Source organism: Actinopolyspora xinjiangensis (assembly GCF_900104475.1).
GTDB lineage: Bacteria > Actinomycetota > Actinomycetes > Mycobacteriales > Pseudonocardiaceae > Actinopolyspora > Actinopolyspora xinjiangensis.
The window spans coordinates 81,697-100,413 of sequence record NZ_FNJR01000009.1; the positions used below are offsets into that span (position 1 = coordinate 81,697).

Genomic DNA, 18,717 nt, shown 5'->3' on the forward strand with positions numbered 1-18,717 from the left:
GCCAACGCTGCGAGATCGCCACCACCAACACCTGGGGACAAGCCCTCTACCTCGGCAACTACCTGCTCACCATCCTCGGCTGGGCCTTCGCCACCTTGTTCGTCGCCGGATACACCGGCCTCATCCGCAAAAACACCTGACCAACTACTGCGCGGCAAAACGGGCACAGCCAGATACAGAAACCACGCGACGGACGCGACAACCCACCCCACAGGAAGTCGCCCGGCAAAGAAATCCCCTACGAAGCCCCGACCTCACGAGAACACACCCCCAACCACCCACGACGCCGAACCGAACCGGCGTGCGAGTAGTGAATCTCCTCGGAGGTCCCTGCCGCAGGGGCGGCCTTGATGAAGAAAAAAACTCTACACACGCACACCGGGGATGAGTCGATCAGTGGCCCATTCGGCGGTGGTCAGCTGAGATACGGCTCGGAACGTTCCTGCAACGCGTGCTCGATGCGCATCCGCATCGTGGGGTGCATGGTCAGCGAATCCAGCTCCGCGGGTTGGATCCAGTGCACGCGGCGGCTCTCACCGCTGGGCCGTAGTCGTCCTTCCACCGGTCGGGCGGTGAACACGATCGAGAACTCCTGGCGGACCTCGCCGTCGTCGTAGGCGATCACGTGTCGCGGGTCGGAGTAGATGCCGACGATGCCGGTGATCTCCACCGTCAGCCCGGTCTCCTCGGCAACCTCGCGCAGGGCGGCTTGGCGGGTGGTCTCGCCGAGATCCTGCGCCCCGCCGGGCAGGGCCCACAGCTCGTTGTCGGTGCGCTCGATCAACAGCACACGGCCGGACTCGTCACGGACCACCACGGCCACCGCCACCACCAGACTGTTGACGGCCGGGGCCTGCGGATCGCCGTAGTAGTCCCGCTTGCTCATGGTCCCTGCCTCTCAGATCAACGCCGAAGCACCATCCAACACAGCACCTAGACAGTCTGGTCCGGACTACGTCTCACGACAGGGACAGCTTACCCGGGTGACTTCGCACGTGTTCCGCAAGACTGCGGCCACGGTGCCGGATGAGGCGGGGTTGAGTGCTCGCCGGATCGCCGATCAGCTGGGGCACTCGCGGCCGTCGCTGACTCAGGACGTGTACCTGGGGCGTAAGGCGGTCACCGAGGACACGGCCACAGCGCTGGAAACGGTCTTCGACAGCGAGTCAGAGTAGTTCTGTGTGGGTAAAGTGTGGCAGTGATCTTGAACTGATCACTTAGCAACCCTCTGACCTGGCCTTTTGGTGGGCCGCCAGGGACTCGAACCCTGAACCCGTGGAGTAATGATCCATCGCTGTCATCCGCTGTCGGCGAGGCTCGATCACTGTCGTGCGCTGTGACGGAACATCGATCAGCATATCCGTTGCGGGTGGGTGTCAGTCGTTGTCTGTCATCGTTTCGTACACGTAAAGTGCACTCATGATCTTGAGCTGACCGACAGCTCGATCTCCACTCCGCGCAGAAAACACGGCCACTAACCGAGAGCCGCTCCAGTCCCCTCCCACATCCGGCACCCAGCCGCTTCCAACGGGTAAGCCGGGGAGTCAAGAGCAACCAGCCACGAACGTAACCCGGCATTACTCTTGGAGTCCCCAGGGCTCTCTTGACGCCCCGGTTTGGCCGCCTTCCTCCAACCGCGGACGTGAGAGAGGACTCACTGCTAGCTAGAGATTAGGGGACGGTCCTTCGCATTTTCTGTCGTCGTTGGTCAGTCATCGCCACACGTCGAGACAGAGGGCATAAGCGTTTTTTACATAACGATATTAGTGAACATTATCGTTGATTCCCGAAGACAAACACCCCCAGAAAGATCAACATTAAATACTCAATCTCCAGTGAAACCATTAGCCTGAATGGCTCATCGTTTAGCACGACAGACAATCACTCTGTCAATATAAAATAACGGATATCACATGTTATTTTAGTTTCATGCGCAACACTCGATCGAAGTATTTCCATCACAGGAAAAATTAGTAAATTAATCTTCCGCAAGGCAGGAACAGTCAAAAGGAGCAACAAGTGCTTTTGCGTCGTATTGGACAAACACTCGTGGGGTTAACAGCTGCTACCCTTGTGGGAATAGCACCCACCGCCGTTGCTAATGCTACCCCCAGGATACTACTAATTCTTCTGATAACGCTAAAATTCCAGCTTGGATTGGAAGCGGAAACAACGACCTAAGCAATGGTTATTTTGTCACGAATTTTTACGGGACAGATGCAACTATCAGCAATGTCAATAACAGCTACAGTAAAAGCGACGGAGCCACTGCACATATCAGGTTCGGATGGGAACGCGTAAACTCTGACGGTACTAATCCGCATGACCTTCGCTGGAGTTCCAGAACTTGGTATGTCGACTCTGGAGAGACAGTAACAGAAACCTTTACCCCTAACGCTCCAAGGCAAAATACCTGCATGCGTGGTGTTATGCACGATATAAACGCAGACTATGTATTTTCTACCAGGGTCGTTTGTTAATATAATTTAAGCAGCAGTGGTGCTTTTTTTCAGGTGAGCACCACTGCTTGCATAGTAATGCTGTATGATCAAGGACATGTTGTCCATATTTGTCAAATCACTCATCACCCCGGCAACGATAGCGATATTCATAATCATCCTTGCAATATCTCTCGTCTTTAGCTTTTTTTTGGCTCGATACAGCGTCGGATTTAAGGTTCCTCTTTATGTCAGCTCGGCGGCGCTTGCGTTTGTTTTTGCCGTAACTCTTTCTCCTTCCGGGGTCAACAGCGGTTCAGTAATTTGCGCGATTCATTTCCCATCAAACACCGGACTAGCAGACCTTCCATCCATTACTGAGCAGTCGGCGAATTCTTTGATGCTTGCACCATTTGGTTTTTTTGCAGCGCTTTCTTTTAGAAAATGGTGGATTTCACCGCTTGCGCTGCCACTGATCCCTGCCATAATCGAGACGATGCAAATGCTGATTCCAGCCATAGGAAGAAGCTGCACTATCCAAGATGGATTCGACAATCTAACAGGAGGAATACTGGGAGCCACCTTCGGATTGCTTTTTCGTTTTCTTTTTTCGATTATTTACACCAACAAAAACAAGAACTTTGCCGAACAGGGCTGAAATATACTTGTTTTTGCCGTGAACAGCTGGGTGGGTGGCTACGTCGCGGGCACGGTGGCGTATCCGTAGGAAGTGGCCGGGTGAGGGCGTCCGTAGCGGGACCGGATTTCGCGGGAACACGTGCCCGACCGGCCCCGGTGCCAGGTCGTACCGATGTGCCGAGGGTGAGCTTCCTCGGCGGCCTCTGCCGTGGTGTCGGGCCGCCCTTGATGAAGAAAAGAAACTCTACACACACGCACACTGGGGCTGCGCGTGTGGCTCGTTGTTTACCTGTTCAACAGACGTTCCATCGCTTCGGCTGAGACCGCGCATCGGAAACCTGTGTCGTCGTCGCACATCGTCTCGGCCGCGTCGTTGAACGAAGACGGCGTGGCACGGTCGAACGGGCTCGTCCAGGCGCCACCGCGTAGTTCTCGACGGCCTGGCCGGGACGCGGTGGAGAACCACTCCCACACGTTGCCGCACATGTCGTAGGTGCCGTATGGGCTCACGCCGCTTTGGTAACGGCCAACGGGTGTAGTGGCGCCTATACCGCTTTCCCGCACGTTGCATTTGGCCGGGGTCGGCTGATCGCCCCATGGGTAGACCATGCCACGGGTACCGCGGGCTGCTTTCTCCCACTGCTGCGCCGTCGGAAGTTCCTTGCCCGCCCAATGCGCGTAGGCGGTGGCATCCTTCCAAGTCACGAACACCACGGGATGGTCGGCGAGTTCGGCGGGATACTGCTCCTCCGGCCAGTGCCCCGGTGGGGTGTGTCCGGTCGCTGCGGTGAACCGCGCGTATTCGGCGTTGCTGACCGGGTGTACGTCGATGTAGTAGGCCGGAACCCAGACCGGCTCGTTACTCGGTCCGGAGAGAAACACGCTGGCATCGACCTTGACCATCAGGCTGCCGTCGCTCGGGTGGCGTACCTGGGTGCTGCCGATCAGCTCGGTCGCTTCGGAGGAGCCACCAACCAAGCGCCCATCGGTGAGGTACTTGAATCGGGCTTGCGTGTCGGAGTCGCTGCCGTGTCGGAGTCGCTGCGTTGCAGGCAGGTGTCCAGCGCTGCTTGGTTCACTGGACGTGGGGTGACGTTCTCCCCCGCTGCTTCTCACTTCGAGATCATTCGTTCGTTGACGCCAAGAGAGCGGCGAATTCCCGAAGGCTCATCCGCATGGCGTTACGTAGCGCGCGGACCTCGATTCCCGTCCACTGCTGAACTGTCGCCAATTGCCGCATCTCCCCTGTGCCGCTGTTCTACAGGGGAGAGTAACGGCTCCATCCCTCGCGTCACACCTGTTCAGGTGGGATATCGGTGTAAAGTTCGCGGAGTTCGTGAATCGCCTTGTGGTCCGTGTTCCACTCGACGCCTTCGATCGACGCGATCGGCCGAACTCCGGTGGCCGCGTTGGTCGCGAAGGCAGCTTCCATGTTCGCGAGGTCGGCGAGGGTCACGGGCTCGGTGGTGATGGGCTTGTCGAGAGCCTGGTTGATCAGGCGCATGGTGGTACCGGGGAGCATCTCGGACCGTGGCCAGATGGTCTGTCCGTCACGGATGAATCCGATGTTCGACGTCGCGATTTCGGAGATCGTCCCGTCCGGGTTGAGGAACAACACATCGTCGAAACCTTCGCGCTGCGCGGTCCGCCGGTGCCGCATCGCGCCGTAAAGCCCGACGTGCTTCACCTTCGGCTCCTCGCGGGAGTACGAAGCTGCTTGCAACCGCCAGGGGCTCGGCTCTCCACGGCTGGCTTCGCGGGCGGTCACGAGCACGTGGGGCTCGGCATCGGAGCCGATCGTTCCCAGATTTAGGGAGGGATCGAAGACGGTCACTCGCGCCACGGTCCGCTCCTCTCCGGTGAGCATGTTTCGGACGTAGGCGCGTACCCGGTCGGTGTCGAGCTCGGTATTGAACAAACGGCGGCAGTCATGTGCCAGACGTTGCAGGTGGAGCGACAGACCGCGCACCTTGCCACTTTCGACCAGCATCGATGTGAAGTGCCCGTAGTTCGTCAACGCAAGGGTCTTGATCTGGTCAAGCGTGGCGGGGGTGCCGTTCAGTTCCATACCGGCCACCTTCCCACTCCACGTGCGCTGACTGAAGCTGTGCTGCACCGAAGTTCAGGGAAAGTTCAGCACGTCAGATTCGGCAGAAGTTCAGTGGAGAGGTGGGGGCAGGCCAGTACCCAACGGGCGGTTCATGCCGCAATCTTGAACCATGACAGCGCGACGGAAAGAACTCCGGGAGCGGGCTCACCGCTGTTGTTCCAGGGCGTCCAAGCGGGCGGACAGGTCCGCGACCGTGGCTTGTAACTCGGCGACAGCCGAAGCGAGGTCCTTGCTCTTCGGTACGGGTTCGGGGACCGAGTTCACGAACGTCCCCACGGAGGGTGTGGTCGTGATCCAACCGTCCTCCTCCAGGGCGCTCAACGCCTTCTGTGCGGTCCCGAGTGCGACCTCGTACTTCTCGGCGACTCCGCGGTTGCTGGGAAGGCGGTCACCGAGGACACGGCCACAGCGCTGGAAACGGTCTTCGACAGCGAGTCAGAGTAGTTCTGTGTGGGTAAAGTGTGGCGGTGATCTTGAACTGATCACTTAGCAACCCTCTGACCTGGCCTTTTGGTGGGCCGCCAGGGACTCGAACCCTGAACCCGTGGATTAAAAGTCCACTGCTCTGCCCATTGAGCTAACGGCCCGCAAGCTACAGGCTACAGGGAACCGTTGATCTTGTGCAGCGCCGGGCGGGAGTGTTTCCGCCCGGCGAGCCGACATCAACCGCGTGCGAGCGCGGGTTCCGGTTCCACGACCTTCCTGCCACCGGCGCGTTCGTTCCAGCCGAGTCCGGTGATCATCACGACCAGCAGCACGAAACCCACCCATTGGGTGAGAGTCAGCGTCTCCCCCAACACGCCGACTCCGACGATGGCCGCGGTGGCGGGAAACGAGAGCTCCGCCAGTGTGGCCCGGGCCGCCGGGGTGGTACGCAGCCCGAGGTAGTACAAGCTGAGTGCCAGCAGCCCCGGAATCAACGCGAGCAGCAGCAGGCCGCCGATGTTGGCCCAGCCCACCGCCAGTGCGTCACCGATGTTCGAGAGCCCTTCGGGGATCGAACCGTCCCGGAGCAACAGCACCAGCGCCACCGTGGGCAGCCCGATCGAGTAGCGCAACGTGGTCACCTCCACGGGAGCGAGTTCACGGCTGAGCACTCGGCCGAACACCGTTCCGGCGGCCCACAGGGCGGCGGCACCCAGCGCCAGCAGCGCGGGAACCAACCGCGAGACGCTCACCTGCACGGGGTCCGGGAACGCCAGCAGCCACGCACCCGCCAACGCGGGCAGCGCGAAGGCCAGGTATCCGCGGCGGAACCCCTCTCGCAGCAGCAGGAACGAGGCCAACGCGGCGAACACCGGCTGCAGTTTCTGCAGCACCACGGGAGTGACCGGATCGCCGTAGCCGAACGCGGCGGTGAACAATATCGTGGCCAGCGCGGAGGTACCGGCCCCCACTACCAGTGCCGCCGCCCGGTGCCGACCCCGAGACCGAGCGAAGGCGCGCCACGCGCGGGGCAGCAGCGGCACCAGCAGCAGTGTGACGATCAGGTGCTCGCACAGCACCACGGTCGTGCTCGGCAGGCTGTTCGCCAGCGGCATCCGCCACAGTGCGTCGGTCCCCCACATCGCTGTGGCGATCGCGACCAACCAGGTACGGTCGCGCCCCGAATCAGTCATTCGATCAACATAGCGCGATCGCGCAGCGTTACGCGCCCTCGACGGGAACGATCCTCGTCACACTCGCCCCGGCCACGGACACGCCACTTCACCCGTCAGAGCGAAGGATCACCAACCGGCCCGGCGAATCGCGTAGAACTCGGCGTATGCGATCCGCGACGAGCGCCGTGCTGACCGTACTCGCCCTGGCACTCGCGGCCCCCACCGCCGCACATGCCGAACCCGTCTCCGGTGACAGCTCCGACCGCGCGGTGGCACACGGGGTCTTCACCTCGTACCACGAAACGGCGGAAGCGATCACCTACGCGCCGGAGCCGGTGCCACCGGGGGCACGGATGGGTGTGTTCGCGAACGGCCTGCCGGACGAGCGCACCGCCGTGGTGGCTGTGGTCGAGGGGCTGCGGCCGAACCGCGCCTACGGTGCTCACGTACACACCCGTCCGTGCGGCCCCGAGGGCTCGGACGCCGGTCCGCACTTCCAGCAGGTTCCCGCTCCGGAAGGCGTCTCCGGCGATCCGACCTACGCCAACCCGCACAACGAGGTGTGGCTGGACTTCCGCACCGACGCGTCCGGTAACGCCGTGACCGGCGCCGTCGGTGACTGGACCCCGCACCGGGGCGAAGCGTCCTCGGTGGTGATCCACGAGCACCGCACCCGCACCTCCCCCGGAGTCGCCGGCGAGGCCGGTGCGCGGTTGGCCTGCCTGAACGTGCCGTTCTGAACGGTTCCCCGCACTTCCCGGAACGGTTCACCCGGACCGGCCGGCTCGGCCCCTTCGGACGAATCGATCGTGGGCCCGCTGGCCGGCCGCGTGTGTGCGTCCGGAGGCGCGCACGCCACCCCGGCCCTCCGCCGCCCGGTACTGATCGGTGGGAACCGGCACCGATAATGGAGGCATGTCGCTCGCGTCAGCCACCGCACCGCTTAGGATCGGGCCGTATTCGGTCGATCCACCCGTGGTACTCGCTCCGATGGCGGGCATTACGAATCTCGCCTTCCGCAAGTTGTGCCGGGAGTACGGTAGTCGTGACTCGCTCTACGTCTGCGAGATGATCACCGCCCGCGCGGTCGTGGAGCGCAACGCGAAAACGCTGCGGATGATGAGCTTCGACGAGGGGGAGCACCCGCGTTCGATGCAGCTCTACGGCGTGGATCCGGCGACCATGGCCGAAGCGGTCAAGATCATCGTCGGGGAAGGCTGGGCCGACCACATCGACACGAACTGGGGTTGTCCGGTCGCCAAGGTGACCCGAAAGGGCGGCGGAGCGGCCCTGCCCTACAAGCGCAAGCTGTTCGGGGAGATCATCTCCGCCGCCGTCCGGGCCGCCGAGCCCGCCGGTGTCCCGGTCACGGCGAAGTTCCGGGTCGGGATCGACGACGAGCACACCACCCACCTGGACGCGGGTCGTATCGCGGAGGAGGCCGGGGCGGCGGCCGTGGCTCTCCACGGCCGAACGGCTGCCCAGCGGTACTCCGGGACCGCGGACTGGGAGCGGATCGCCCGGTTGAAGGAAACCGTGCGCGGCATCCCGGTGCTGGGCAACGGTGACATCTTCCGGGCGGCGGACGCCCGGAAAATGATGGACAGCACCGGCTGTGACGGTGTCGTCGTCGGACGCGGCTGCCTGGGGAGGCCGTGGCTGTTCCGGGAACTGCACGCCGAGCTGCGGGGCGAGCCGATCCCCGAACCTCCCGATCTCGGCGAGATCCGGGGAATCGTCTACCGGCACGCCTGTCTGCTGACCGAGCTCATGGGGGAGGAGAAGGCGCTGCGTGACCTGCGCAAGCACATGTCGTGGTACTTCATGGGCTTCCCCGTGGGCTCGGAGCTCCGGCGCAGGCTCGGCGTGGTCACCACCCTCGACGAGCTGGCAGGGCTGTTGGATCAGCTCGATCCGGAGGTTCCCTTCCCCGCCGAGGCGGAGGGACCGCGCGGTAGGCAGGGTTCCCCGGGCAAGGTGGCGTTGCCCGAGGGATGGCTGGACGACCCGGAGGACAACTCGGTTCCGGTCGGCGCGGACATGGACCACAGCGGGGGTTGATCCGCCCACGTCGCGGCTTGGCGCCGCTCGTCTGCTCGCTGTCACTGCCGGTGCTGTTCGGCTGCCTGGCCGGGGACCGGCCCGTCGGCACGTCGTACTCGTGGGAGGCGGGCCCCGTTCGCTCGGTCACGGCCTACTTCAGGGCCAACAACGCGGCGGCCCGACTCGGTCCGGAGGAGCAGCGAGTCTTCCTGCGCCGTACCCAGCACCCCGACTACCGTGACTCGTCTTGCTCACTGGACGGGATGACGGTCACGGCGGAACCCGCACCGGCGACCCTGCGCCCCGACGGTGAGTTCACCGTGGCAGGCGATCGGCCACGGGGAAGTGTGTGGGTCATCGGCGTGGAGGTCACGGTACGCCGGAACGGGGCGATCGTCGGTAGGCAACTCGGTTCACAACACCTGGTCAGGCTCGGTGGTCAGTGGTACGGCTTCGCGCCCTGCCCCCGTTGAACCACACGACGTCACAACGCTCTGTCTTCGTTTCGCCACGATGCGTCATCGCGTGAAAACGTGTTGAATCGCGGGTGAGGCCCGGAGTTCCTCACACGGTTCGAGTGGCGAGTGGCAAGCGACGGCACGGGCGGACACCGGAGCGGTCGGACATCCCGGGGACGGAGCCGGACGATCGCCCATCCCGATCCGTCCTCGCGACTCGGGTACGCCGGTTGAGCGAATTCAGCTCCGGTTGAGCGGGACCGGCTCAAGCGAGGCGGCTCACCCGACGACACCAGTACGGGAGGTGAGTGCGATGTCCGGACTTCGCGACGGCATTGCCAGGTCGGAGACCTGGCGGGAGGAAGCCGCCAGAGCCCGGCCGCACGACCTTCCCTGTACCGAGCACACCACGGGCAGGCACTACGCGACGGACCCCGCCACGGTCACCGGGCTGGCCGAGCTGCACGAGGCCATCGCGGAGTTGCTCGCCTCGCGCGGACGTTGGCAACAGGCCTACCACCACCTGCGGGCCGCGCTGGACCTGCGTAACAGTGAGCTGGCCCCACCGGTGCCGGAACAACTGCGGCACGAGGTGAACTGGCTGCGCCGCGAGCACGCCCGTGCCAGAGAGCAGAGCCTGCGCGACACGTTGACCGGCGGCTACAACCGTCGTTACCTGGACGAACGACTCACGAACCTGCTGAGCGAGACCACCGGCGGACTCGGCATCGCCCTGGTGGATCTGGACTGGTTCAAACAGGTCAACGACACTTTCGGACACGTGCTCGGCGACCGCGTGTTGCAGCGTGTCGCCGAATTACTACAGGAAGAGCTTCCCACAGGAGGATTCTGCGCGCGTTACGGCGGAGAGGAATTCGTACTGGTGCTGCCGGACACCACCGCGACGGGCGCTGTTTCACTGTGCGAACGGACCAGGCTGCGGATAGCGAACTTTCCGTGGCGACGAGTGGCCCACGGGCTTCGAATAAGCGTGAGCATCGGATTGACCTACGACCCTCGGGACGAGAGGCCGGATGCGTCCACCAGTACGGAGCAGAAAATTCTCGGTGCGGACGTGTTGCTCTACGCGGCCAAACAGGCGGGGCGGAACGTGGTCGCCTACCGCGAGGGAGGTGAGGTCCGCTTGACGGGAATTACCAGGGAATCCGAATCGTCACAGCAGGGCTACTGAAAGCGACCACTTCGGATCAGGGGACTTTCGGGGCGACATCGCTGATCCGACCGGGCGAGCACGCGTTGTGATTTATCCGACATAACACGGTTGTGCCGTGCACTGATTGTGAAGAATCCGGCGCCGCTATCGTCAGTCCGGGCGATCAGCCGTAGCATCTTGACCAAGTCTGGCGATACAGCTTCGGGGGTGGGGGTCGCCAACCGTCCGAATGAACGCTAATGACAGCAAGGTGGGAGGGAACACGGGTGCCGGATAATCCCCGCCAAGGCAGTTCGGGGCACCAAAGTTCCCACTCGGAGTGGGCCCGTCCTGGCGACGAGACCGGAAACGAGGCCGAAACCGGCAAACGTGCCGCTTCGCGCAGGCGTAGAAGGGCGCTGGGGGACGACGGAACCGGCGGCACCCGCGTCGGCGATCTGCTGTCCAGGCACGGCAAGGGAAAGACCCAGACCACCGGTTCCCACCGAAAGATCGAAGCGGACGAATCGGGGTTCGTCCCACCGGAAGGGGCTCACGGTTCCCACGCCGCTCCGAACCAGCCACCCTCGGAACCGACCGAGCGCCCCGCCGTCGACCCCACACCGGAGGCTCCGGCGCACGACGACGGCGCACACGCCCCCGGCCGCCGCGCACGACGCAGGCGCCGGGCACGGGAGGAGCAGGAGCACGGGGGGACTCGACAGCCCCCTGCCGAACAGACACAGTGGCGAATCCCGAGCGGCGCGGACTCCTCTCGGGAAGCGGAGGGTGGAATCGGTTCCGCCCCGGTTCCTCCGGTCGAGAACGACGACACCGCGCGAATAGCCCCGGTGGGCGACGTTTCCCTGGGTCCGCCCCCCCCTTCGGGAGACGACACAGTACGCCCCTCCCCAGAGGAGACCGCACCGACCTCCTCACACACCTACCCGATCGCGCCGCCCTCACCCCCTCGGGAAGCAGGATTCCCTTCGGGCTCCGCCGAGAAGGCGGGCGGGGACAGCGGGGACCGCACCCGTCCGAGTCAGCCGGTGAGTGCGGTACCGAACCGGGACGTGCCGCCGTCCGCGTCGCCCGCTCCGCCATCGGGAACCACGTCCGAGGAACCCACCGCGCAGCACCCCCCCGTGCGGGGCGAAGTGTCGCCGCCCCACGCCGCCCTCCCGGCGGAGGAGGCACGGCGGAAGGCCCAACGGGACGAACCCCGGCCCCAGGACTCGGCCACCCCTCCGGCCACGGAGGCCGTGCTCGACGGGAGCACCCGTGCGGCGACTCCGCTGCCGGAGTCGGCGACGCGGAGCGACATCGCCCCCCCGAGGGGGACTTCCGGAAGTGAGGCGGAGAACGGAGCGGAGGCGCGGCCTGAGGAGAACTCCGAAGCCGCCCCGCACGCGGCACCGGAGGGTTCCTCCGACTCGGAACAAGAGAACTCCGAGGAGGCGTCGGACGACGAGGCCAGCGCCGCCATCGACGCGACGTTGGCCCGCTTCTCCGCCGTGCACGACGAGCTCGCGGCCGAGGAGGAGAAGCGCCGCAAGAAGTACGCCTGGCTGCTGGGCGACCGCAAGGAGCCCGAACCGGGTCAGGACATGCCGTTCGACTTCGCCGAGGACCGCGACGCGAACTCCTCCCGGGTGGAGTGGCGCAGGAGCAAGCGCCGCAGACGAACGCGGACGCTGGCCCGGGTGGCCGCCGTGGTCGCCGCCGTTGTCGTGTTCGTCACGACCGGAGTCGGCTGGGGCAGCAAGACGTGGTTGGACGCGAGCTTCAACCGGATTTCCGCGCTGGATCAGCAGTCCCAGGCCATCGAGGACGCGCACCTGCAGGAAGGAGACCTGAACTTCCTGCTGATCGGTTCGGACACCCGCCAGGGCGCGAAGGCCGGGGACGACATCGGCACCGCCGAAGGGGTTCCGGGTGCGCGCTCGGACACCACCATGATCGCGCACATCCCCGCCGACCGGAGTCGCGTGGTTATCGTGTCGATCCCGCGTGACCTGGAAATCGACATCCAGGCCGACACCTGCAGGAAGTGGGACTCCGCCACCGGGAAGTACACCGACAGCACTGTTCCTCCCCTGGAGAACGTCAAGTTCAACACCGCTTTCGGGGAGGGCGGCCCCGCCTGTGTGACCAAGCAGGTGCAGCAACTCTCCGGACTCAAGATCAGCAGCTTCCTGGGGATCAACTTCCAGGGCTTCAAGTCCATGGTCGAGGCGGTCGGTGGTGTCCGGGTCTGCACCAACAAGCCGATGATCGACGAGGAGCTGGGGACCATCCTCGCGACGGCGGGATGGCACGACCTCGGTCCTCAGCAGGCGCTGGAGTACGTCAGGGCGCGCAAGCTGGTCAACGACCCGACGGCGGACTACGGCCGCATGGAACGGCAGCAGTTGTTCCTCAGCGCGTTGTTACGCAAGATGACCTCGGCGAACGTGCTGCTCAATCCCAGCAAGCTCGCGAACCTGGCCAACGCCGTCATCGCCAACACCTTCGGTGACAATGTCGACAGCGACAAGCTGATCGCGCTGGGCAAGTCGTTGGACGGGCTCGACCCGAAGAAGGTCACCTTCGTGACCATCCCCACCACGGGGACCGCCAACTCCCGGGGCAACGAGGTACTGGCGAAGTCCAGGGCGCACTCGCTGTTTCGCGCCATCATCGAGGACGTCCCGATCCATTCTCCTGACGAGCAGCAGAGCGGACAGGGTTCGGAAGGGGCCTCGGCGAACACCTCGCCCATGGCGTTCTCGCAGGAGGGCCAGGCGTCGGACGCCGCGAAGCCGGAACCGTCCGAGGTGAGCGTGACGGTGCTCAACAGCACCGCGCGCAGCGGCTTGGCGAGCGACACCGCGAGCGAACTGCGCGGGTTCGGTTTCGGAATCGGCACTCTCGGAAACCTGGAATCACCGCTGGAGCGGACGGTTATTCGCTACTCGGAGCCGAACAAGCAGCAGGCGCAGCTGCTGGCCTCCGCCGTGCCTTCGGCCGAGCTCGTGGCCGACCAGTCGGTGGGGGAAGGTGTGCGGCTGGAACTGGGCACCGATTTCGACAACCGAATCCGCCAGCCGGACAGTGGTGACGTGGACGTTCCGGAGGGCCTGTCGACCGTCAACGCGGGTGAGGACAAGTGCGGCGGCGTCAACGGCTGACCGGGGCGGCGACCGCGCCTGTACCGACGGTGGTTGACCGAACGTGACCCCCACCGAACGGGCGGTGGTCCGTTCGAATGAGAAATCAAGCCGCGTTCACCGCTGGTTAACCGCCGGGAACCCTACGCAACACCCCCACGAAGTAGGCTGGATGCCATGCGTGAGGTCTATCAGGAACAGCTCGACAAGCTCGCCGACGAGCTCGCCGCGATGTCGACCATGGTCGGCAACGCGATGGAGCAGGCCACCACGGCGCTGCTGGGAGCGGACCTGTCACTGGCCGAACAGGTCATCGACGACGACATGAAGGTCGACGAGGCGCGGGCGCGCTGCGAGGAGCACGCCTTCGGGCTGCTGGCGCTGCAGGCACCGGTCGCGGGTGATCTGCGTACCGTGATCTCGACGATCCACGCCGCGGAGAGCCTGGAGCGGATGGGCGACCTCGCGCTACACGTGGCCAAGGCCGCGAGGCGCAGGCACCCGCAGCCCGTGCTGCCGGAGGACGTGAAGACCTACTTCTCCCAGATGGGGCAGGTCGCGGTCAAGCTCGCGAACCGGCTGAACCAGATCCTGCGCACCCAGGACGTGCAGCAGGCGCGGGACCTGGAGGTCGACGACGACGAGATGGACGACCTGCACCGTCACCTGTTCAGCGTGGTCATGGGGTCCGAGTGGTCGCACGGCGTCTCGGCGGCCGTGGACATCACCCTGCTGGGGAGGTTCTACGAGCGTTTCGCCGACCACGCGGTGTCGGTGGCGCGACGGATCATCTACGTGGTAACCGGAACCATGCCGAACAGTGACCGTCCGTGATCAGAAATCCTCCATCTGATCCTTCTTTCGGTCAGAGTGGAAAGACGTTTCCGGCGGGGTCGTCACTCCGAGGCGAATGCACTCGAACAGCACTCAACCCGATCGAGTGAACACTATTATTAGTCGGCGTTGACGACGGCCGTTCGCGGCGGCGGTGTGCGAGGCTGCCGACGTGAGTAAGAGTCCTACCGTTCACCGCAGACGTCTGGGCAGCGAACTCCGCAAGTTGCGTGAGGCCGCGCAACGGACCCACCGCGAGGTCGCGGCCCACCTGGATTGCTCACAGGGCAAGATCAGCCAGATCGAACTCGGCCGTGTCCCGGTTCGCACCGCCGATGTCCGGCTCATGGCCGAGTTCTACGGTTCGAGTACCGAACAGGTCACCACCCTGCTCGAACTGGCCGAGGGGTCCAAGAAGCGCGGCTGGTGGCAGGCCTACCCCAGCACCGCGCGCCGGAACGGTTTCGACACGTACCTGGGGCTGGAAACGGCCGCTACCGCCGTCAGCACGTTCGGGGCTGATCCGCTCCCGGAGTTACTGCAGACCGAGGAGTACGGTTCCGCGCTGCTGACGACCGAGCGCGACGCCATAACCGAGGACGAGGTCTCGGAACGGCTCACCGTCACGGCGATCCGGCAGCAGCGGCTGCTGGGGGACCAACCACTGGAGCTGTACTCGGTGCTGGACGAGTCCGCGCTGCGGCGCACCGTCGGAGGCCGGCGGGCGATGCGCGCCCAGCTGGAGCACCTGGTGCTGATGAGCTACCGACGCAACGTGACGATTCGGGTACTGCCCTTCGACAGCGGGACGCACCCGCTGCTCGGCGACCGGGTGACCGCCTTCTCGTTCCGGGACACCGGCGACCCGCAGGTGGTGCACGTGGGAGACTCCACGAACTCTCGCTTCTGGGAGAAACCGGCCGAGACGGCCCCTTACCTGGCGGCTTTCGAACGGGTGTGCGCCCTGGCGCTGTCCCCGAAGGAATCGACGATGCTGATCTCGAGCATCGCGGACGAGCACCGCGAGTGACCCGGCCCCGCGAGAGTTCCTCGCGGGCAGGACGACCACTACCGCCAACGAAAATCCGATCGGGATCCCGATACACGTTTCGGATTGCTCGGCTGTGAACTCAGCGGCTGTCCGGCGCTGCCGTATCCGTTCAGCCAATGACATCTCGCCGGTGGTCTGCGCGCTCCCAGCGCCGAAACACCCACTCACACAGCTCGCACCACCGCGATTCTCTTGAGTCGTCCCGGGCCCACCAGCCCGATCCTGACACTCCCGACCAGAACCCCCACCACACTCGCAGGATTCTCCCGTGCGGCTCTCGTGAGGACGCCGGAGACGTGGCGTAGTACCTACCCGATGTCTCCGGAACCCGCGGCGAGAGCCGTGCCAGAGGTTCCGCCACCAGCACCGCCAGGCAGGCCAACCCGACACGGTCCCCTCAACCGAAGCGGCCGGAGATGTAGTCCTCGGTGGCCTTCTGGCTCGGGTTGGAGAAGATCTTGCCGGTCTCGCCGATCTCGACCAGCTGACCGGGCTCCCCCACTGCGGGCAGGTTGAAGAACGCCGTCTGATCGCTCACCCGCGCGGCCTGCTGCATGTTGTGCGTGACGATGACGATCGTGTAGTCCTTCTTCAGCTCCGCGATGAGGTCCTCGATCGCCAGCGTCGATATGGGGTCGAGCGCCGAGCAGGGCTCGTCCATCAGCAGCACGTCCGGCTGCACCGCGATGGCCCTGGCGATGCAGAGCCGCTGCTGCTGTCCACCGGAGAGCCCGCCACCCGGCTTGTTGAGCCGGTCCTTGACCTCCTCCCAGAGGTTGGCCCCGCGCAGCGAGCGCTCGGTGACCTCCTCCAGGCGCTTCTTGTCCTTGACGCCGGCCAGTTTCAGCCCCGCCACCACGTTGTCCCTGATCGACATGGTGGGGAACGGGTTGGCGCGCTGGAACACCATCCCGATGGTGCGGCGGACCTGGACCGGATCGACCCCCGGCGCGTACACGTTCTCCCCGTCGAGCAGCACGCTGCCCTCGACCCTGGAACCGGGAACCACCTCGTGCATCCGGTTCAACGCGCGCAGCACGGTGGACTTGCCGCAGCCGGAGGGGCCGATGAAGGCCGTCACGCTGCGGGCGTGCACCTGCAGCGTGACGTCGCGCACCGCGTGGAACTTATTGTAGTAGAGGTTGAGGTCTTTGATGTCGAGACGTTTGGCCATGGTTCGGCTACCGCCCTACCTGGTCTTTACCGAGAACAGTTTGGACAACAGTGTTGCCAGCAGATTGATCAGCATGATCAGCAGGACGAGGGTGAGCGCGGCTCCCCACATCCGGTACTCGCCCGCCTCCGTGGAGGTCTTGCGCGCCGTGTAGACCGTCAGCGGCAACGAGGCCATCGGCCCGTCGAACAGGTTGAAATTGATCGCCCTGGAGTAGCCGACGAGGATGAGCAGCGGCGCGGTCTCCCCCATGATCCTGGCCAGCCCGAGGATGATGCCGGTGATGATGCCGGACAGCGAGGTCGGCAGCACCACCTTCAGGATCGTCTTCCACTTGGGCACGCCCAGTGCGTAGGAGGCCTCCCGCAGCTCGTCGGGAACGATGGTCAGCATCGTCTCGGTCACCCGCACCACCACCGGCAGCATCAGCAGCACCAGCGACAACGACACCGCGAAACCGCTGCGGTCGAACCCGAACGTGGTGATCCACAGCGCGTAGATGAACAGTCCCGCGACGATGGAGGGCAGCCCGCTGAGGATGTCCACCATGAACGTGGTGGTCCGGGCCAGCTTGGAGTTCCTGCCGTACTCGATGAGGAAGATGCCGACCGTCACCCCGAGCGGAACCGCGATCACGGCGCAGACGAGCGTCTGCTCCAGGGTTCCCACCAGCGCGTGGTAGATCCCGCCGCCGGGATCGTTCGGCAGCAGCCCGTAGAACGAGTGGGTCCACCACTCGGTGCTGAGCATGGGCGCCAAACCACGTCGCACCAGGGTGAACAGCACCCACAGCAGGGGGATGACCGCGACCACGAACGCGAGGCCGAACAGCACCGTGGCGGTGTGGTTCTTGATCCTGCGCCCCAGACCGAGGTGCTGGAAGGCGGGGGCGCTGGCGGGCCGCTCGATGTCGGCGGTGTCGGTTCTCATTCCTTCCCCCTAGCGCTGCCGCTCTCGATCCAGCGGGCGATCGCGTTGACGGCGAAGGTGCTGATGAACAACACCAGTCCGGCCGCGATGTAGGCACCGACGGTGAGGTTGTTGTTGAACTCGGCGGACCCGAGGGCGATCCGCGAGGCGAAGGTGGCACCGGCGTCGAAGATGCTGTAGTGCGGTCCTTCGAAGGTGTAGCTGAGGATGACGGTCAGCGCGACGGTCTCGCCGAGCGCCCTGCCGAGACCGAGCATCGCTCCCCCGACGAACCCGCTGCGCCCGAACGGCCAGACGGTGGTGCGCACCACTTCCCACTTGGTCGCGCCGAGCGCCAGAGCTCCTTCGATCTGTACCGCCGGAGTCCGCGCGAACACCTCGCGGGCGACGCCGGTGATGATCGGCAGGATCATCACCGCGAGCACGATGCCGGCGGTGAAGACGTTGGAACCGCTGCCGGCGGGCACGTTGCCGTCGGCGAAGATCGGTATCCATCCGAGGGTCTCGTTGAGCCGGACCGCGACCGGTTTGAGCACCGGTGCCAGCACCAGCGCGCCCCAGAGGCCGTAGATCACGGAGGGCACGGCGGCGAGCAGGTCCACCACGTAGGCGAACGGACGGGCCAGCACCTTGGGGGCGTACTGGGTGAGGAACAGCGCGATCCCGCCCGCCACGGGCATCGCGAGGATGAGCGCCACCAGCGAGCTCGCGACCGTGATCCAGGCGAGATCGATGATGCCGAAGGCCATGTTCTCCGGATCGCCGGTCCTCCACTGCCCGGACAGCAGGAAGTTGGCCTCGTTGGCGTGCAACGCGGGGATGGCCCGGACGAGCAGGAACAGCCCGATGGCCGCGATGATGGCGACCACGAAGATCCCGGACCCGGTTGCCACGCTCTGGAACACCCGATCGCCGAGGCGGACCACCTTCTTCTCGCCCGGTTCGCTCGGCGGGGTCACCGGCTCCTCCGGCACCGGCGTTTCCGGGGGTTCCACGAGGGTGTTCCCCGTCTCGCCCGGCGGTGCGGAGCGCCGCTCGGAGTTCGTCGACTCGGTCACCGTTGTTCGCGACCTCTCAGTTGCCGGAAGTTCCCGGTAGTGCTCGGGTGCCGCGGCTGCCGCGCGGAACGAACACGCA

16 protein-coding genes, 1 tRNA gene and 1 pseudogene are annotated in these 18,717 nt (G+C 64.7%); 9 read left to right on the top strand and 9 right to left on the bottom strand.

The window, feature by feature from the left end; genetic code table 11:
- Positions 1 to 415: 415 nt before the first annotated feature.
- Positions 416 to 886, bottom strand: a complete 471-nt coding sequence (locus BLQ75_RS14510) for an NUDIX domain-containing protein (RefSeq protein ID WP_092602609.1) — start codon at positions 884 to 886, stop codon at positions 416 to 418.
- Positions 887 to 983: 97 nt separating this feature from the next.
- On the opposite strand from BLQ75_RS14510, the gene BLQ75_RS14515 reads away from it, so the two are divergent.
- Positions 984 to 1,175 (top strand): site-specific integrase, encoded by a 192-nt coding sequence (locus BLQ75_RS14515; protein WP_211481381.1) that lies wholly within the window; start codon positions 984 to 986, stop codon positions 1,173 to 1,175.
- 1,369 nt (positions 1,176 to 2,544) lie between these two features.
- Positions 2,545 to 3,096 (top strand): VanZ family protein, encoded by a 552-nt coding sequence (locus tag BLQ75_RS14520; protein ID WP_092602611.1) that lies wholly within the window; start codon positions 2,545 to 2,547, stop codon positions 3,094 to 3,096.
- A gap of 266 nt (positions 3,097 to 3,362) precedes the next feature.
- Here BLQ75_RS14520 and BLQ75_RS14525 read toward each other — a convergent pair whose 3' ends face one another.
- The 5 genes and pseudogenes from BLQ75_RS14525 to BLQ75_RS14545 all read right to left on the bottom strand — a co-directional run bounded on the left by BLQ75_RS14525 (position 3,363) and on the right by BLQ75_RS14545 (position 6,806).
- Positions 3,363 to 4,055, bottom strand: coding sequence for a formylglycine-generating enzyme family protein (locus BLQ75_RS14525; RefSeq protein ID WP_211481382.1), 693 nt, complete (start codon positions 4,053 to 4,055; stop codon positions 3,363 to 3,365).
- Between the two features lie 313 nt (positions 4,056 to 4,368).
- Positions 4,369 to 5,145, bottom strand: a complete 777-nt coding sequence (locus BLQ75_RS14530) for an aminotransferase class IV family protein (RefSeq protein ID WP_092602613.1) — start codon at positions 5,143 to 5,145, stop codon at positions 4,369 to 4,371.
- Positions 5,146 to 5,331: 186 nt separating this feature from the next.
- Positions 5,332 to 5,571: pseudogene (locus BLQ75_RS14535) on the bottom strand (GntR family transcriptional regulator); the annotation flags it as partial.
- A 127-nt stretch (positions 5,572 to 5,698) separates the two neighbouring features.
- Positions 5,699 to 5,774 (bottom strand) — tRNA-Lys (locus BLQ75_RS14540).
- Between the two features lie 75 nt (positions 5,775 to 5,849).
- The gene (locus BLQ75_RS14545) at positions 5,850 to 6,806 is read right to left on the bottom strand and encodes a DMT family transporter (RefSeq protein WP_092602617.1); all 957 of its coding nucleotides are present in this window, start codon (positions 6,804 to 6,806) and stop codon (positions 5,850 to 5,852) included.
- 146 nt (positions 6,807 to 6,952) lie between these two features.
- On the opposite strand from BLQ75_RS14545, the gene BLQ75_RS14550 reads away from it, so the two are divergent.
- The 7 genes from BLQ75_RS14550 (at position 6,953) to BLQ75_RS14580 (ending at position 15,455) form a co-directional block, all read left to right on the top strand.
- Positions 6,953 to 7,528 carry a superoxide dismutase family protein gene (locus BLQ75_RS14550; protein WP_092602619.1) on the top strand — a complete coding sequence of 192 codons (576 nt, stop codon included), beginning with the start codon at positions 6,953 to 6,955 and terminating at the stop codon, positions 7,526 to 7,528.
- A gap of 175 nt (positions 7,529 to 7,703) precedes the next feature.
- The gene (dusB, locus tag BLQ75_RS14555; RefSeq protein WP_092602621.1) at positions 7,704 to 8,849 is read left to right on the top strand and encodes a tRNA dihydrouridine synthase DusB; all 1,146 of its coding nucleotides are present in this window, start codon (positions 7,704 to 7,706) and stop codon (positions 8,847 to 8,849) included.
- A 17-nt stretch (positions 8,850 to 8,866) separates the two neighbouring features.
- Complete coding sequence (locus BLQ75_RS14560; protein ID WP_244515555.1) at positions 8,867 to 9,304, top strand: hypothetical protein; 438 nt, start codon at positions 8,867 to 8,869, stop codon at positions 9,302 to 9,304.
- A 298-nt stretch (positions 9,305 to 9,602) separates the two neighbouring features.
- Positions 9,603 to 10,481, top strand: a complete 879-nt coding sequence (locus BLQ75_RS14565; protein ID WP_092602625.1) for a GGDEF domain-containing protein — start codon at positions 9,603 to 9,605, stop codon at positions 10,479 to 10,481.
- Positions 10,482 to 11,587: 1,106 nt separating this feature from the next.
- On the top strand, positions 11,588 to 13,612 hold the full coding sequence (locus BLQ75_RS14570) for an LCP family protein (protein ID WP_244515557.1): 2,025 nt from the start codon (positions 11,588 to 11,590) through the stop codon (positions 13,610 to 13,612).
- A 156-nt stretch (positions 13,613 to 13,768) separates the two neighbouring features.
- Positions 13,769 to 14,425, top strand: coding sequence for a phosphate signaling complex protein PhoU (phoU, locus tag BLQ75_RS14575; protein ID WP_092602629.1), 657 nt, complete (start codon positions 13,769 to 13,771; stop codon positions 14,423 to 14,425).
- A gap of 172 nt (positions 14,426 to 14,597) precedes the next feature.
- A complete protein-coding gene (locus tag BLQ75_RS14580; RefSeq protein WP_092602631.1) occupies positions 14,598 to 15,455 on the top strand; it encodes a helix-turn-helix domain-containing protein in 858 nt (285 codons plus the stop codon).
- A gap of 418 nt (positions 15,456 to 15,873) precedes the next feature.
- Here the strand turns inward: BLQ75_RS14580 and pstB are convergent, their stop codons facing one another.
- From pstB to pstC, 3 genes are read right to left on the bottom strand one after another with little or no spacing between them, the layout of a single operon-like run.
- Positions 15,874 to 16,650: a phosphate ABC transporter ATP-binding protein PstB gene (pstB, locus tag BLQ75_RS14585; RefSeq protein ID WP_092602633.1), complete on the bottom strand. Its 777-nt coding sequence runs from the start codon at positions 16,648 to 16,650 to the stop codon at positions 15,874 to 15,876.
- A gap of 15 nt (positions 16,651 to 16,665) precedes the next feature.
- Positions 16,666 to 17,580: a phosphate ABC transporter permease PstA gene (pstA, locus tag BLQ75_RS14590; RefSeq protein WP_092602635.1), complete on the bottom strand. Its 915-nt coding sequence runs from the start codon at positions 17,578 to 17,580 to the stop codon at positions 16,666 to 16,668.
- Positions 17,577 to 18,638: a phosphate ABC transporter permease subunit PstC gene (gene pstC, locus BLQ75_RS14595; protein ID WP_092602637.1), complete on the bottom strand. Its 1,062-nt coding sequence runs from the start codon at positions 18,636 to 18,638 to the stop codon at positions 17,577 to 17,579. The genes pstA and pstC overlap by 4 nt, the downstream gene beginning before the upstream one ends.
- Between the last annotated feature and the right edge of the window lie 79 nt (positions 18,639 to 18,717).

Excerpts from the sequence above, each read along its gene's own strand:
- BLQ75_RS14530 (WP_092602613.1), bottom strand. The coding sequence starts at position 5,145 with ATGGAACTGAACGGCACCCCCGCCACGCTTGACCAGATCAAGACCCTT.
- BLQ75_RS14550 (WP_092602619.1), top strand. The coding sequence starts at position 6,953 with ATGCGATCCGCGACGAGCGCCGTGCTGACCGTACTCGCCCTGGCACTC.
- BLQ75_RS14510 (WP_092602609.1), bottom strand. The coding sequence starts at position 886 with ATGAGCAAGCGGGACTACTACGGCGATCCGCAGGCCCCGGCCGTCAAC.
- pstA (WP_092602635.1), bottom strand. The coding sequence starts at position 17,580 with ATGAGAACCGACACCGCCGACATCGAGCGGCCCGCCAGCGCCCCCGCC.
- dusB (WP_092602621.1), top strand. The coding sequence starts at position 7,704 with ATGTCGCTCGCGTCAGCCACCGCACCGCTTAGGATCGGGCCGTATTCG.
- BLQ75_RS14565 (WP_092602625.1), top strand. The coding sequence starts at position 9,603 with ATGTCCGGACTTCGCGACGGCATTGCCAGGTCGGAGACCTGGCGGGAG.
- BLQ75_RS14520 (WP_092602611.1), top strand. The coding sequence starts at position 2,545 with ATGATCAAGGACATGTTGTCCATATTTGTCAAATCACTCATCACCCCG.
- pstB (WP_092602633.1), bottom strand. The coding sequence starts at position 16,650 with ATGGCCAAACGTCTCGACATCAAAGACCTCAACCTCTACTACAATAAG.
- BLQ75_RS14545 (WP_092602617.1), bottom strand. The coding sequence starts at position 6,806 with ATGACTGATTCGGGGCGCGACCGTACCTGGTTGGTCGCGATCGCCACA.
- phoU (WP_092602629.1), top strand. The coding sequence starts at position 13,769 with ATGCGTGAGGTCTATCAGGAACAGCTCGACAAGCTCGCCGACGAGCTC.